Source organism: Streptomyces sp. NPDC051555, assembly GCF_044454405.1.
In the GTDB taxonomy this organism is placed as follows: Bacteria; Actinomycetota; Actinomycetes; order Streptomycetales; family Streptomycetaceae; genus Streptomyces.
In genome coordinates, this window is record NZ_JBITDP010000019.1 from 94,271 (window position 1) to 108,383 (window position 14,113).

Consider the following 14,113-nt stretch of genomic DNA (forward strand, 5'->3'; position numbering starts at 1 on the left):
CCGTATGATTACTCTCAGCGAGAATCCGGGTGTGGGGCGGCGCGGGGCGGGCAGCCCTTGGACATGGTCTCCGACATGCTCGAACGACTGTGGCGGCTGACCCGCCACCTCGCCCCCGGGGAGCGCGGCGGGCTGCTGCCGCGCCCGCGCCGCGCCCCCGTCTTCACCGCCGACTTCACCTCGCCCACCCAGTGGGTCGCCGGCCGCTCGTGGGCGTATCCCGACGGCGGCCCGGTCAATCCGGGCGACAACAAGCTGGACCACCTCGTCCAGGACCCCGCCTACAGCCGCGGCGGGGTCTTCCGGGCGACGCTGCGCCCCGACGGCGACTGGGACAGCGGGCTGCTCACCACCGAGGGCAGTGACGAGGGCTTCATGGTGCGCACCGGCGACGTGCTGGAGGCCCGGGTGAAGCTGCCGGTGGGGCGGGGCGCCTGGCCCGGGATCTGGACCTGGCGCGACGGCGGCCAGGAGATCGACGTCTTCGAGTACCACCCCGACAACCCGGACCTGCTGGAGCTGTCGAACCACGTCCGCGAGGCGCACTTCTACTACCGCGACCCGGTCGTCCGGCCCGGCGGTTGGGTCGACCTCAAGGTCGAGTTCGGGAGGTCGTCGGTCATCTGGTGGGTCAACGGCGCCCGGGTCTTCAGCGACGGCAGGGGCGTCGGCCGGTCCTGGCACGCCCACCTCATCGTCAACCTCTCCGTCTGCGCGGGCCGTTACCACCCGGCCCCGGAACCCGGCGTGACGGAGCTGTCCTACGAGGTGTCGACGCTGCGGGTGTACCGGCGCTAGCGGGGCGGGCCGGGGTGGGCGCGGGGGCGCGGCGCGGGCGGGGCCAAGGGCCGGCGCGACCGGGGCCTTCGGGCCCTGCGGCCGTGGACCAAGGTCCCTGTCCGGGGGCCTTCCGCCCCGGGAGACTTCGAGCCATGGACTCCCTGGCCTCCCTGGACGCGCTGATCGTCGCCGTGAACGACCGCTTCTGGACCTACCTGCTGATCCCGTTGGTGGTCGGCGCCGGCCTGTACTTCACGGTCCGGTCCAGGGGCGTACAGCTGCGGCTGCTGCCGGAGATGTTCCGGGTGGTCAAGGAGAAGACCCCGCCGCGCGCGGACGGCCGCAAGCAGGTCTCGTCCTTCGGCGCCTTCACGATCTCCGCGGCGGCGCGGGTCGGCACCGGCAACATCGCCGGTGTTGCCACCGCCATCACCCTGGGCGGCGCGGGCGCCGTCTTCTGGATGTGGGTGATGGCGGTCATCGGCGCGGCCTCGGCCTTCGTGGAGTCGGCGCTGGCCCAGCTCTACAAGGTGCGGGGCGCCACCGGCGCGTACCGGGGCGGTCCGGCGTACTACATGCAGCGCGCGCTGGGGAAGCGCTGGCTCGGGGTCCTCTTCGCGGTGACGATCACCGTCACCTTCGGTTTCGTCTTCAACGCCGTCCAGGCCAACACGATCGCCTCCGTGGCGACGGGCTCGCTGCCGGAGACGGACGGGGCCTGGTTCGCGCCCGCGCTCGGGCTGCTGCTGGCCGCGCTGCTGGGCCTGGCGGTCTTCGGCGGGGTCAAGCGGATCGCGGCGGTGACCACGGTGCTGGTGCCGGTCATGGCGATCGTCTACCTGCTGCTCGGCGCGGCGGTCGTGTTGTTGAACGCGTCCGAGTTCCCCCGGGTCATCGCGGACATCGTCGGCGGCGCCTTCGGCTTGCGGGAGCTGGCGGCGGGCGGCATCGGCGCGGCGATCCAGCAGGGCATCCGGCGCGGCATGTTCTCGAACGAGGCGGGCCTCGGCTCGGCCCCGAACGCGGGCGCGGCGGCGGAGGTCTCGCACCCGGTCAAGCAGGGCCTCGTACAGTCCCTGGGCGTCTTCTTCGACACGCTGCTCGTGTGCACGATGACGGCCTTCATCGTGCTCGTCAGCAACCCGGAGCCGGCCGGGCGCCAGGGCGCGGACCTGACGCAGACCGCGCTGAGCGACACGCTGGGCAGTTGGGCCGGGCACCTGCTGACGGTGGTCGTCTTCATGCTCGCCTTCAGCAGCATGATCGGTAACTACTACTACGGCGAGTCCAACATCCAGTTCATCACCCGCAAGCGGTGGGTGCTGCCGTCGTACCGGGTGCTCGTGCTGTTGACGGTCGTGCTCGGGTCGCTGGGCTCGGTGTCGGTGGTGTGGAACCTGGCGGACGTCTTCATGGGCTTCATGGCCCTGGTGAACCTCCTCGCGATCATCCCGCTGTCGACGATCGCCTTCCGCCTCCTGGAGGACTACCTCGGCCAGCGCCGCGCGGGCCTGGACCCGGTCTTCACCCGCGACCGCATGCCGGACCTGCGGGGCGTCCAGTGCTGGGACCCGGTCCGGGTGACGGTCCCCGCGGCGGCGGGCCGGTCCTGACCCGACTGACCGGCCGGCTGCCGGCTACACCGCCTCGGACCCGCGCCGCGCGGAGGGGCGCTGCGCGAGCAGGAGCAGCGCCGTCGGTACGAGGCCGAGCGGGAAGCCGGACGGTTCCAGGATCCAGGCGCCGACGAGGACCCACGCGCCCACGGTCCAGCCCAGGTACCGCGGGACCTCCTGGCCGGTGCGGGCCATCCGCGCCACGAGCAGCCCGAGCAGGACCAGCGGTACGGCGAAGCTGCCGGGCAGGGCCCAGAACTCGGCCATGGAGGCGGCGTTGGCGGGGTCCTTGATGGCGGCCCGGCCGTGCAGTGAGCCGCCGATCCAGTCGCCCCATCTCGGCCAGGTCTTGGCGGTGAAGGCGGCGATGTGCAGGACGCCGATCGCCACGCTGGTGCGCCCGGCCCAGAGGTTCAGGCTGCGGGCGCGGTTCGTGTCGCCGGATGCGGGCGCAGTTACGGTACTGACAGTTTCGATACTCATAGTTCCGTATAGTGGACCCGTGCAGCCTTCGAAGCAACCCCCCGGCCGACCGCGGGACAGCCGCGTGGACGACGCGATCCGTGACGCGGTACGGGAGTTGGTGGCCGAGGTCGGATACGCCGCGCTGACCGTGGACGCCGTGGCCGCCCGGGCGCGCGTGGGCAAGGCCGCGATCTACCGTCGCCACGCCTCCCGCGGCGAGCTGGTCTTCTCCGCGCTGGTCCACGGGCGCGCACCCCAGCCGCTGGAGGACACGGGCACGCTCCGCGGGGACCTCACCGCGCTCGCTGCCCTGATCCTGGGGATCTTCTCGGACCCTGTCGCGGCCGCCGCGACCCCCGGCCTGCTCGCCGACGTGAAGCGGCAGCCGGAGATCGCCGCCCGCTTCCAGGCGACCTTCGTCGCCGAGGAGCGCGCCCTGGTGACGGGGCTGCTGGAACGAGCCGTCGCGCGCGGCGAACTGGCCGCCCTGCCGGATCCCGCACTGGTCCACGCCGCCGTCCTGGGCACCGTCTTCGCCTGGGTGTTCCTCCTGGAAAACCCGCCCGCCCCGGACCTCGCACCGCGCATCGCGGCGATGGCGATGGTGGCGTGCGGGGCTGAGGCGTAGCGGGCGGGGGCCTTCTGTGCCGATCGGCACGCCCAGAATTCGTGTGCGACGAGGACCTGGGCTGTTCTATGGTGGATCGGTTGCCGTGCCGAGGTGTCGGTGGCGTTTCCTGTTCCTTTGTGCCGCGATCTTGAGGTGACTTCTTATCAACCAGGCCATGTAGTCGTCCGTGTTCCCGCGTGCTGTTGTGTCGCACGTGTGCGGGGGCGGACGTCGCGCTGGCCTGAGTTGCGTCACCCCCCTCGCAGTCTTCTGTCATTTCCCGGGTGCAGCTCTGCCGTCTGCCCCCGGCTTCGGTGTTTTCCGGCCCCGGTGCGGCCGTCTGCTGAGCTCCCCGATTCCTTTGGATCAGGAGTTCCCCGTCGTGTCTTCCTCCGCGCTCGACAACGAGCCGCAGCACGCCACCCCGTCCCCAGACCACCCCACACCCTGCCTGTCGAAGCTGGGTCTGTCCGCCTGGATCGCCCTTCTGGTGCTGCTGGGCGCCGAACTGATGGACCTGATCGACCAGTCGGTCGTCCTGACCGCCCTGCCCGCGATCCAGGAGTCGACCGGCGCCGGACCGGACGCCGTGCAGTGGCTGACCACCGGCTACTCCCTGCCCATCGCTGTCGGGCTGATCACCGGCGGTCGCCTCGGCGACCTCTACGGTCGGCGCAGGATTCTCATGATCGGCACCGTCGCGTTCACCACGGCCTCACTGCTGTGCGGCCTCGCCGCCGGGCCCGGCGCACTGATCGGCGCCCGCGCCCTCCAGGGCGTGGCGGTGGCCGTCATGATCCCGCAGATCCTGGCCACCCTCCACGTCACCTTCGAGGGGCGCAGCCGCAGCAAGGTGTTCGGCCTGTACGGCGCCGTCATGTCGCTCGCCAACGTGCTGGGCCCGGTGATGGGCGGCCTGCTGACCGAGGCGGACCTCTTCGGGCTGTCCTGGCGGCCGATCTTCCTGGTCAACGTCCCGGTCGGCCTCGCCGTGCTGCTCCTGGGGCGCCGGTTCATCCCCGAGTCGACGGTGAAGAAGGCCGACCGGATCGACCTGACCGGCATTCTGCTGTCCGCGCTGGCCATCGTCCTGATCGTCTTCCCGCTCACCGAGGGCCACCTGCGCCACTGGCCGCTGTGGTGCTTCGTCCTGCCCGCCGCGGGCCTCCTCGTGCTGGCCGTCTTCCTGCGCCAGCAGCGGCGCAAGCAGGGCAACGCGCCGCTCGTGGCCCTGTCGCTGTTCCGGAGCAGGCCGTTCTCCGGGGGCATGGCCGCGCAGCTGGCGCACGGCCTGCTGTGCGGGCTGTTCTTCATGACCTGGACCCTCTACCTCCAGCACGGACTGGGCATGAGCCCCTTCCACGCGGCCCTGGCCTTCGTGCTGCTCTCCGTCGGAGAGCTGGCCGGTGCGACGGTCACGACGAAGAGCGGGGGTCGCTTCGCCCGCCGCCCGCCGCCTGCCGCAGGCCGGAGTCCTCGTCACGCTCGTCTCGACGGCCGGCTACGGACTCCAGATCGACGCGGTGCGGGGGGAGCTGACCCTGCTGGCGATGACCGCTCCGGTGGTACTGATCGGCTTCGGCCTCGGCATGGTCAGCGGCCCGCTCGCCGACATGTCCCTGGCCGGGGTCCCGCACGAGGACGCGGGCTCGGCCTCGGGCCTGTTCAACACCGTCATGCACCTGGGCATCGCGCTGGGCACGGCGCTGACCGCCCTGGTGTTCTTCACCACCACCGACGGCTCGCCCGACGCCGGACTCAACCGCGAGGCGTTCCTCACCGTGCTGTGGTGGGTCGCCGGCCTGCTCGCCCTGATGTGGGCCCTGATGTTCCACCTGCCCAGGCACGCCGAGGACCGGACCGACTGAACGGCAGTACCTCCGGCGCCGGGGGGGGGGGGCCCCCCCCCCCCCCCCCCCCCGGGCCCCCCCCCCCCCGCCGGGGGGGGGGCCCGCGGCGGCCCCGCCCCGCCGCGCCCCGCCCCCACCCCCCGCCCCCCCGCGGGGCGGGGGGGGGGGCCCCCCCCCCCCCCCCCGGCGCTCGTGCCACGGCCCTAGCCGAGGGTGGCGACGAAGGCGGTCCAGGCCGGGGCGGCGAAGGCCAGGTGGGGGCCGTCGGGGCGCTTGCTGTCCCGGACGGGGACGATGTGGGGGTGCCCGTCGGCGACCTCCAGGCAGTTGCTGCCGTCGCCCGCGCTGTACGTCGACTTGCGCCAGGTGGCGACCTCCAGGCATTCGCCGCCGTCGCCGCCGCTGTAGCTGGACTTGTGCCATATGGCCGTCGACAGGTCGTACTCAGGCATGCTCGTAATCCTTCGCCGCGGACTCGATCATGGCCAGTGATTCTCGGGGTGGTAGCGCGCTGGCCGTGAGGAGATCGTAGTTCAGGACGTGCCGCGCGACCGTGGCCGGATCGTCGAAGAGCTGTCCAGTTCCGTTGCCTTCGGCGTAGGAGAGCGTGGGTGCGTCGGTGAAGGACATGATCTTGAGCAGTCCCATCATGCCCGCGTGGGCTCCCGCGGTGAACGGGATTACCTGGACGATGATCCGGTGGGACCGGATCAGAGCTGCGATGTGGCGCAATGCGCCGGCCATCACCTCCGGGCTGCCAACTTCGCGCCGGAGGACCGCTTCGTCAAACACACACCACAGCAGAGGTGTTGTCGGATCGGCGAGCAACTTGGCGCGGCCCAGCCTGTTCTCCACTAGTTCGTCGATCACCGCTTCTGTTGCTGTCGGGTGGTACGCGCGGAAGACCGCACGCGCATAGGGCTCCGTTTGGAGCAGGCCGGGGATGGTCTGCGGTGCGTAGTCACGGATCACCGTGGCCATCGCCTCCGCCTCGGCCGCCGCGGCGAAGTGGTCCGGGTACTTCGACTTGGCGGCCGCCTCGCAGTTGCGGGCGAAGAAGCCGCCCGTGGTGAGGATTTCGTCGATCCGGCTGGCGATGTCGAGGTGCATGCGGCGCGTGCCGGCCTCCAGTTGGCCGATGAACGAGCCGCTCACGAAGAGGGGTTCGCCCAACTCGGCCTGGCTGAGGCCCGCGCGGTCGCGGGCCACGCGGAGTTCCGCGCCGAGCAGGGCGCGGGGTGATGAGGATGGGTCCAGGGGCTTTGGTGGCATGCCAACTCCTTGGTCAACACGTCCCGTTGTTGCGGGGTTCGCATTGAAAGGCTAGCGAGCCGGTCGCCACGCTGTGTGTAGAAACTGATTACTCAGAGCGAAAGGTGACATGTGATGGTGATGACCCCCAAGGAGCGGCGCCAGGCCGCCGAGGAGGCCGTCTGGCAGCTCAAGGACGCCCTGGACGGGGTGGGGGTGGTGTTCCCGTCCCTCGGGGTGGACGTGGTGTCGGCGGCCGGGACGTACGGGATGCCGCTCGTCGACCTCGGGCGCTGCAACCTGGACACGGCGATGCGCCTGGCGGCCGTGCTGCACGAGCGGGCCCACCCGTGACCGGGGCGCCGGTGCGGCAGCGGTTCCGGCTGCTCCACTGCCCGGTGGATGGCGTCGCGGGGTTCGACGACCCCCGGTACGACGCGATCAGGGCGGACCCGCCGCCGGGATGCGCGGTCGAGGAGGTCGGCGGGTACTTCGCGTTGCGGTGCGAGCGTTCGGGGGCGCGGCTGCTGGACGCCGTGGCCGAGGTCTGCGGCGAGGTCCGTACCCGGTACGGGCTGCTGATGACCGACCTCGGCATCGAGAAGCTCTGGGAGTGGTCGGCGGACGGTCCGGACGGCTGGGGTGCGGAGATCGTCGGGCAGCTGCTGCTGATGGCCGCGGAGCGCGGGGAGCAGCTCGGGTACGGGGTCGATGACCTGGTGCGGTTCCTGCGGACGGCGACCGGGCGCGGGGATCCGGACGGCCGGCGCGGTCTGGACGAGCTGATCGCCGCCTGTGAAGCCGTCAACGGGCCGGCCGACCCGCAGGCCGTGGCCGCCAAGCGGGACAGGCTCGCCGGGCCCGTACTCCCCGCGCGGCCCCACCCCTGACGGCCTAGGCTGGAAGTCGGGTTTGTCCTCTGTGGCAGGAGTCTGGCCATGACGCACTCGTCCATGCGGTTGCGCAGGGGGGCCGTGACCGCCGTCGCGGCCGGGATGCTGTTCGTGCCGCTCGCCGGCGGGGCGGCCTTCGCGCAGGGGACGGCCGTGCCGGGCGTCTCCGCCGCGACCGATCCGCCGGTCGCGCCCGGGACCGTACGGGAGCTGACGCCCGCCGTGGCGAAGCAGCTCGACGCGGCCGTGCAGCAGGTCATGCGCGAGGCGAAGGTACCGGGCGTGAGCGTGGGGCTGTGGACTCCGGACAAGGGGGAGTACGTACGCTCCTTCGGCGTCGCGGACAAGGCCACCGGGCAGAAGATGGCCCGGGACCTGCACATGCGGATCGGCAGCGAGACGAAGACCTTCACCGTGACCGCCCTGCTCCAACTCGTGGACGAGGGCAAGGTGAAGCTGGACGACACCATCGCCACGTACATCAGCGGGGTGCCCAACGGGGACAAGATCACCCTGCGGCAGCTGGCCGAGATGCGCAGCGGGCTCTTCAACTACTCGGCGGACGAGGGCTTCTACAAGGCGCTCACCGGCGATCCGGACCGACCGTTCACCCCGCAGGAGCTGCTCGCGTACTCCTTCAAGCACCCCGTGCTCTTCGCGCCGGGCGCCCAGTTCTACTACTGCAACACCAACCTCATCCTGCTCGGCCTGGTGGTCGAGAAGCAGAGCGGGCAGGCGCTCGCCGACTACGTCCAGGAGCACGTGCTCACCCCGGCGGGGATGGACCGGACGCTCTTCCCGAAGGGTGCGGAGTTCCCGGAGCCGCACGCGCAGGGCTACACGGAACAGACCGCGAGCGGGAAGCTGGAGGACTCGGCCGACTGGAACCCCTCCTGGGGCTGGGCGGCGGGCGCGATGATCTCCACCCTCGACGACCTGCGGATCTGGGCGCCGACCGTGGCCACGGGAGTGTTCCCCGACGGCAGGGCGATGGTCGGCGCGGCCACGCAGAAGGACCGGCTGGAGACCATCAAGACCACGATCCCGGGCGCCGGGTACGGCCTCGGCATCTTCCGGGTGCAGGGCTGGACCGGGCACAACGGCTCGCTGCCGGGCTACGAGTCGCTGACCATCTACCTGCCCGAGGCGAAGGCCACCCTCGTCGTGGTCCTGAACACCGACGTGAACTACAAGGGCGCCGAGCCCAGTACGGTCTTCGGCGAGGCGATCACGAAGATCGCCTCGCCGGGGAACGTGTTCAACCTGCCCGCGCAGGCCGCGGCCCGCTGACGGTCAGGACAGCGCCGGTTCCTTCGCGGGGGCCGGCGCGGCGGTGTCCGGGGACGTGACGGCGGCCGGCTCCGGGTCGGTGTTCAGGTCCACCAGCATCTGCTTCGTGAAGCCGAAGAAGTAGGTGGCGAGGAAGCCCACCGCGTAGCCGACGGCCAGGCCGCCCGCGTAGATGGCGATCGTCATGCCCAGCCCGCCCTTGCCGTTGAGCAGGGGGAACAGCGCCCAGCCCGAGGGGCCGATGGCGGTCGAACCGAAGGCCACGCCCAGCTGGTTGAAGAGGCCGATGAAGGCGCCGCCGGCCGCGCCGCCGACGCAGGCGGTGACGAACGGGCGGCCCAGCGGCAGCGAGACGCCGTAGATCAGCGGCTCGCCGACGCCCAGGAAACCGGCCGGGAGCGCGGACTTGATGGTGCGGCGCAGCGAACCGTTGCGCGGGAGGCGGTAGTAGACCGCGATGGCCGCGCCGACCTGGCCCGCGCCCGCCATGGCGAGGATGGGGAGCAGGACGGTGTAGCCGGTCTGCTCGATCAGGGTGGTGTGGATCGGGATCAGGGCCTGGTGCAGGCCGAGCATGACCAGGGGGAGGAAGAGCCCGCCGAGGACCAGCCCGGCGAAGGCGCCGCCGGTGGCGAGCAGCCAGGTGGCGAAGGTGCCGATGGCGTGGGAGGCCTCACCGGCGAGGAACATCAGGCCGAAGATGGTGACCAGACCGGAGACCAGCACGGTGAGGGTGGGGGTCACCAGGACGTCGAGGGCCTCGGGGACCCACGTGCGGCACCACTTCTCGACGTACACGGCGAGCAGCGCGGCGGCCAGGGCGCCGAGCACACCGCCCTGACCGGGGGAGAGCTGCTGGCCGAAGACGTCGATCTTCGCGACGCCCGGGAAGACGATGATCGCGGCGACGGCGCCGCCGAGGATCGGGGTGCCGCCGAACTCCTTGGCCGTGTTGTAGCCGACGAAGACGGCGATCAGGGACATGAAGCCGGAGGCCATCGCGGCGAGGGCGGGGACGATGGCGGGCAGCCAACCGAAGTTCGTCAGCAGGCCGTTGAGGCCCGCGATGATGCCGCAGCCGATGAGGGCGGGGATCAACGGGACGAAGATGTTCGCGACGCGGCGCAGGAAGAGCTTGAGGGGGGTGGAGTTCTTCGCCTTCTGGGCCTGCTTGAGGGCCGCGCCCTGGGCGGCGAGCTCGTCGGCCGTCACGGCGTGCGGGGAATCCGGGCCGGGGGTGGTGGCGGTGGCGGGGGTCGCGGCCGGGGCGGCGGCGCGTTCCTCGGCGACCAGGGCTTCCAGCTCGGGGGTGACGCGGGCGACCGTACCCGGGCCGAGGACGATCTGGTAGGTGTCGTCCTCCACGACGCCCATGACCGCGGGCAGGGCCTTGAGGGCCTCGTCCTGGACGAGGGCGCGGTCGTGCAGGCCGATCCGCAGGCGGGTCATGCAGTGGGCGATCGAGGTGATGTTGTCGGGGCCGCCGACCAGCGGAAGGATCGCGGCGGCGGTGGCGCGGTTCTTGTCTGTGGACATGGTGCGGGTCGTCCCTCGGTGGTGGGTCGGGTGGCGGTCGTGCGGTCGTGCGGTCAGGCGGTGGGGGCGTGAGCGGGGGCCGGGGCGGGGCGCGCGGCGGTGAGCGCCTCGCGGAGGTGGCCGTGTGCGGACTCCAGCAGGTCCGCGGCCGTGGGGGCGTCGACCGCGCCGAGGATGACGAGGATCGCGTGCTTGACCTCGCCGGCGGTGGCGCTGAGCGCGGCCTCGATCTCCTCGTCCGGGGCGCCGGTGGCGAGGGCGACGATGCGGCGGGAGCGGGCGCGCAGCTTCTCGTTGGAGGCGCGCAGGTCGACCATCAGGTTCCCGTAGGTCTTGCCGAGCCGGATCATCACGATCGTCGAGATGAGGTTCAGGACGAGCTTCTGGGCGGTGCCGGCCTTGAGGCGGGTCGAACCGGTGAGCAGCTCGGGGCCGACGACGACCTCGACGGGGTGTTCGGCGGCCGCGCCGAGCGCGGAGTCCGCGTTGCAGGACAGGCCGACGCTGAGCGCGCCGCGGGTACGGGCGAACTCGACGGCGCCGATGGCGTACGGGGTGCGACCGGAGGCCGAGATGCCGATGACCGTGTCGTCGGCGGTCAGGCCGAGGGCGGTGAGGTCCGCCACCGCCAGCTCCACGGAGTCCTCGGCGCCCTCGACGGCCTTGACCATGGCGGAGGGGCCGCCCGCGATCAGGCCGACGACGACGGAGGGGTCGGTGTTGAAGGTGGGCGGGCACTCGCTCGCGTCCAGGACGCCCATCCGGCCGGCCGTGCCGGCGCCGGCGTAGATCAGCCGGCCGCCGCGGGCCATGCGCTCCGCGATGGCGTCGATGGCGGCGGCGATCTGCGGCAGCCGCGCGGCGACGGCGGTGGGGACGGCGGCGTCCTCGGCGTTCATGGTGCGGGCGAGGTCGAGGGTGGGGAGGCGGTCGATGTCGGCGAGCTCGGGGCGGAAGGCCTCTGTGGTGAGGGTGTCCAGCTGTGAGCGGAGGTCGTTGGCCGTGGCGCTGGCACTGGCCTGGGGGGTGGTCATGGTGGGGCTGCTCCTTGCGGGTGGTCTGTGGCCGTTGTCTTGCCTCCGGCGGGCCCTCAATCGCCGGGCGGGCTTGATTTGGCGGGGTCGGGCCGGCCCGGCCTTGTTCAGCCTCGCCTGGCGGGCTGAATCCCAGCCTCGCCCGGGGGCACCTCCCAGCGTTAGCTGGGGGAGATTGAGGCGCCCCCGGAGGGGCGGTTGTCGCCTCCGGCGGGCCCTCAAGCGCCGGGCGGGCTTGGTTTGGCGGGCCCTCGGTCGCCGGGCTATCCAGCCTCGCCGGCGATTGAGGCGCCCCCGGAGGGGCGGGTCCGGCTTGCCCCCGGAGGGGAGGCTCGGGGGGTGCCGGGGGCGGTGGCTCGGTGGCGGGGGGCCAGGGCTTCGTAGGAGGCGGCCAGGGCGGGGGCGGCCGTCGCGAAGGAGCGCTGCGCGATGCCGACGAAGAGGCAGTCGACGACGAGCAGCTGGCTGGTCCGGCTCGACATGGCCGCCGGGCGCAGCTCGGTCTCCCGGGCCGCGGAGGTGGCGAGGACGAGGTCGGCGTAGTGGGCGACCGGCCCGCCGGGCCGGCCGGTGACGGCGATGGTGGTGGCGCCGTGCTCGAAGGCGTGCCGCAGCGGCTCGATCACGTCGCCGGTGGAGCCGGAGTGCGTGATCGCGACGGCCACGTCGCCGGGGCGCAGCAGGACGGCGTTGGTGATCGCCAGGTGCGGGTCGCCGTGCGCGTGGGCGATCAGGCCGATGCGGAGCAGCTTCTGCGCGAGGTCCTGGGCGACCAGGGCGGAGGCGCCGACGCCGTAGATGTCGATGCGGCGGGCGGCGGCGAGCGCGTTGACCGCGGCCGCCAGCTGGGCGTGGTCCAGGCCCGCGGCGGTCTCGGCGAGGGTCTGCTGCTCCTCGTGGGCCAGCTTGGCGATGACGTCCGCGATCGGGTCGTCCACGGCTATGTCGGCGGTGACGGCGGGGGCGGCGCCGGATTCCTGGCGGGCGGCGATCGCGGCGAGCGCGAGGCGCAGGTCCCGGTAGCCGGGGTAGCCGAGCAGGCGGGCGGTGCGGACCACGGTGGCCTCGCTGGTGCCGGTACGGGCGGCCAGCGCGGTGACGGTGAGCTGTGAGCAGTCGGCCGGGTCGGCGGCGACGGCTTCGGCGACGATCAGCATGGAACGGGTCATGGCGGGGCCGAGCGTGCGGATCTTGGCGCGCAGGGTCTCGGGACCGGGGATCAGGGCCGGGGCGGCCGGGGGCGTGCTCGCCGCCGAGCCCTGGCTGAAAGTTTCCTTCTGATTTTCGCTCACCTCTGAAAGATATTTTCAGCCGGTTCCGGGCGTCAAGACGCCATAAGGCACCTGCCGGGCGGGACCTTCGCCACTTGGGGCGCGGGGGTCCACAATGACTCGTATGGACCACGCGACCCCCCTGGAGCAGGCGCTGCACGCCGCTCGTGCTCTCGTACTCGCCGACCTCATCGCGGGTGAGGTCGCCGACGCCGATGTCGTCTCCCTCGTCGAGGACTCGGTCGTGCACCGCCGCTGGTGGGCGGAGCAGTGGCCGGAGGGTGCCGACTACCTCGCCGGGCTCGTCGCCCAGGACGTGCAGGACGCGCTCCTGGAGAAGCACGGGCGCTGGCCACTGTGTCCGGTCTGCTCGCACTCCGACCTCCACGCGCTGGACGTGGACCCGGAGTTGGGGCCCGATCCGCATTGGGTGTGCGGGAAGCAGGGCGTGAAGGTGGCCGCCGTGGGCGGGCTCGGCTCCGTCCTCGGTCACTAGGGCCGGGGCCCGGGTGACCCTCTACATCGACCCGCCGACCTGGCCGGGGCACGGCCGCATGTGGTCGCACCTGGTCAGTGACGTCTCGTTCGAGGAACTGCACGCCTTCGCGGCGGCCATCGGCTGCCCCGAGCGGGCCTTCGAGCGTGACCACTACGACGTCCCCTCGCACCGGTACGCGGACGCGGTGCGCGCGGGCGCCGTCGAGGTGGGCAGCAAGGAGATCGTCCGCCGGATCACGGCCGCGGGCCTGCGCCGGCCGAAGGGCCGCCCGTCCGTGTGAGCCGTCCGCGTGAACCGACCGCGTGAGCCGACCGCGGGGGCTGTCCGATAAGCCGTCGAGCGCGATCATGGCAAGGGCGCGATCGCGCCACCGGGCCACTGGTGTGACGGGTGGGTCCTGAGGTGGGCGGCGGGGTCCCGGTGTGCGGCCGGATGTGAGCGTTCATGGGTCGGTGCGGGCCCTCGGGGCCCGGCTTCCGGGGCGCTGGAGCGCGTAACTCCGTTGCTGCGGCGGGCCGGAGAAGCTCCTGGCTGAAGCGGTGCTTCCGGTCGAGGGGGACGTGCGGAGGTCGCCGTGGGCCCTGTTCTTGCGCCGGAAAGGGCTCGCTCCGGCATTTCTTTCGGTTGGCCGAAAAACAGCTCCCCGCGCAATGCTGCCGCAATGAAGGGTGTGAGGGCGGGCACCGAACAGGCGCTCTGATGTATCGATCATTTGTTCGCTTCACGAACCCGATGGGGGACACATGCGCATCGAAATGATTCTCGCCAACGACACGTCCGACCTGGACCTCGACCTCAGCATCTCCGAGGTTTCCGACCAGTCGCAGGAGTTCGGCGCCGGTACCTTCACCTCGCCGAGCAGCTACGCCATCGGCACCCGCTGCCCCACCTGCTGCTGACGCAACAGACGACGTGATGTGAAGCGGGGCGGGCCGGTGCCCGCCCCGCTTCTTCGTTTCTTCGCATCTTGGTACCGACACGGGGGATGAACGACGTTGGACCTCTTCGAGGTGCGCGG

Annotated in this window: 16 protein-coding genes and 1 pseudogene; 11 read left to right on the plus strand and 6 right to left on the minus strand. The window is 71.9% G+C overall.

What is annotated here, in order from left to right; genetic code table 11:
- Positions 1-75: 75 nt before the first annotated feature.
- Positions 76-798: a beta-glucanase gene (locus ACIBEA_RS31635; RefSeq protein WP_399266618.1), complete on the plus strand. Its 723-nt coding sequence runs from the start codon at positions 76-78 to the stop codon at positions 796-798.
- A gap of 134 nt (positions 799-932) precedes the next feature.
- Complete coding sequence (locus tag ACIBEA_RS31640) at positions 933-2,393, plus strand: alanine/glycine:cation symporter family protein (RefSeq protein ID WP_399266619.1); 1,461 nt, start codon at positions 933-935, stop codon at positions 2,391-2,393.
- Positions 2,394-2,417: 24 nt separating this feature from the next.
- Here ACIBEA_RS31640 and ACIBEA_RS31645 read toward each other — a convergent pair whose 3' ends face one another.
- Positions 2,418-2,879, minus strand: coding sequence for a DUF6463 family protein (locus ACIBEA_RS31645; protein WP_399266620.1), 462 nt, complete (start codon positions 2,877-2,879; stop codon positions 2,418-2,420).
- A 19-nt stretch (positions 2,880-2,898) separates the two neighbouring features.
- Here ACIBEA_RS31645 and ACIBEA_RS31650 point away from each other — a divergent pair, with 19 nt between their 5' ends.
- The 3 genes and pseudogenes from ACIBEA_RS31650 to ACIBEA_RS31660 all read left to right on the plus strand — a co-directional run bounded on the left by ACIBEA_RS31650 (position 2,899) and on the right by ACIBEA_RS31660 (position 5,339).
- Positions 2,899-3,489, plus strand: a complete 591-nt coding sequence (locus ACIBEA_RS31650; protein ID WP_399266621.1) for a TetR/AcrR family transcriptional regulator — start codon at positions 2,899-2,901, stop codon at positions 3,487-3,489.
- A 493-nt stretch (positions 3,490-3,982) separates the two neighbouring features.
- Positions 3,983-4,870 (plus strand): annotated as a pseudogene (locus ACIBEA_RS31655) (MFS transporter); the annotation flags it as partial.
- Between the two features lie 7 nt (positions 4,871-4,877).
- Positions 4,878-5,339 (plus strand): hypothetical protein, encoded by a 462-nt coding sequence (locus ACIBEA_RS31660; protein WP_399266622.1) that lies wholly within the window; start codon positions 4,878-4,880, stop codon positions 5,337-5,339.
- Between the two features lie 185 nt (positions 5,340-5,524).
- On the opposite strand, the gene ACIBEA_RS31665 is transcribed toward ACIBEA_RS31660, so the two are convergent.
- Positions 5,525-5,773 (minus strand): DUF397 domain-containing protein, encoded by a 249-nt coding sequence (locus ACIBEA_RS31665; protein WP_399266623.1) that lies wholly within the window; start codon positions 5,771-5,773, stop codon positions 5,525-5,527.
- Positions 5,766-6,593: a Scr1 family TA system antitoxin-like transcriptional regulator gene (locus tag ACIBEA_RS31670; RefSeq protein WP_399266624.1), complete on the minus strand. Its 828-nt coding sequence runs from the start codon at positions 6,591-6,593 to the stop codon at positions 5,766-5,768. Before ACIBEA_RS31670 ends, ACIBEA_RS31665 begins: the two co-directional genes overlap by 8 nt.
- A gap of 114 nt (positions 6,594-6,707) precedes the next feature.
- Between ACIBEA_RS31670 and ACIBEA_RS31675 the strand changes: the two genes are divergently transcribed.
- The 3 genes from ACIBEA_RS31675 to ACIBEA_RS31685 are packed head-to-tail and all read left to right on the plus strand — an operon-like array spanning position 6,708 to position 8,755.
- Positions 6,708-6,926: a hypothetical protein gene (locus ACIBEA_RS31675; protein WP_399266625.1), complete on the plus strand. Its 219-nt coding sequence runs from the start codon at positions 6,708-6,710 to the stop codon at positions 6,924-6,926.
- Complete coding sequence (locus ACIBEA_RS31680) at positions 6,923-7,462, plus strand: amidase (protein ID WP_399266626.1); 540 nt, start codon at positions 6,923-6,925, stop codon at positions 7,460-7,462. Before ACIBEA_RS31675 ends, ACIBEA_RS31680 begins: the two co-directional genes overlap by 4 nt.
- A gap of 48 nt (positions 7,463-7,510) precedes the next feature.
- Entirely contained in the window at positions 7,511-8,755 is a 1,245-nt protein-coding gene (locus tag ACIBEA_RS31685; protein WP_399266627.1) for a serine hydrolase domain-containing protein, read from the plus strand.
- 3 nt (positions 8,756-8,758) lie between these two features.
- On the opposite strand, the gene ACIBEA_RS31690 is transcribed toward ACIBEA_RS31685, so the two are convergent.
- The 3 genes from ACIBEA_RS31690 to ACIBEA_RS31700 all read right to left on the minus strand — a co-directional run bounded on the left by ACIBEA_RS31690 (position 8,759) and on the right by ACIBEA_RS31700 (position 12,548).
- The gene (locus ACIBEA_RS31690; protein ID WP_399266628.1) at positions 8,759-10,291 is read right to left on the minus strand and encodes a PTS transporter subunit EIIC; all 1,533 of its coding nucleotides are present in this window, start codon (positions 10,289-10,291) and stop codon (positions 8,759-8,761) included.
- A 53-nt stretch (positions 10,292-10,344) separates the two neighbouring features.
- Positions 10,345-11,325 (minus strand): N-acetylmuramic acid 6-phosphate etherase, encoded by a 981-nt coding sequence (gene murQ / locus ACIBEA_RS31695; protein WP_399266629.1) that lies wholly within the window; start codon positions 11,323-11,325, stop codon positions 10,345-10,347.
- Positions 11,326-11,588: 263 nt separating this feature from the next.
- On the minus strand, positions 11,589-12,548 hold the full coding sequence (locus ACIBEA_RS31700) for a MurR/RpiR family transcriptional regulator (protein WP_399266681.1): 960 nt from the start codon (positions 12,546-12,548) through the stop codon (positions 11,589-11,591).
- 172 nt (positions 12,549-12,720) lie between these two features.
- On the opposite strand from ACIBEA_RS31700, the gene ACIBEA_RS31705 reads away from it, so the two are divergent.
- From ACIBEA_RS31705 to lanA, 3 genes are all read left to right on the plus strand, one after another.
- The gene (locus ACIBEA_RS31705; RefSeq protein ID WP_399266630.1) at positions 12,721-13,092 is read left to right on the plus strand and encodes a hypothetical protein; all 372 of its coding nucleotides are present in this window, start codon (positions 12,721-12,723) and stop codon (positions 13,090-13,092) included.
- A gap of 13 nt (positions 13,093-13,105) precedes the next feature.
- Positions 13,106-13,375: a DUF4031 domain-containing protein gene (locus tag ACIBEA_RS31710; RefSeq protein ID WP_399266631.1), complete on the plus strand. Its 270-nt coding sequence runs from the start codon at positions 13,106-13,108 to the stop codon at positions 13,373-13,375.
- A 463-nt stretch (positions 13,376-13,838) separates the two neighbouring features.
- A complete protein-coding gene (gene lanA / locus ACIBEA_RS31715) occupies positions 13,839-13,994 on the plus strand; it encodes an SCO0268 family class II lanthipeptide (RefSeq protein ID WP_354381260.1) in 156 nt (51 codons plus the stop codon).
- The last annotated feature ends 119 nt before the right edge of the window (positions 13,995-14,113 follow it).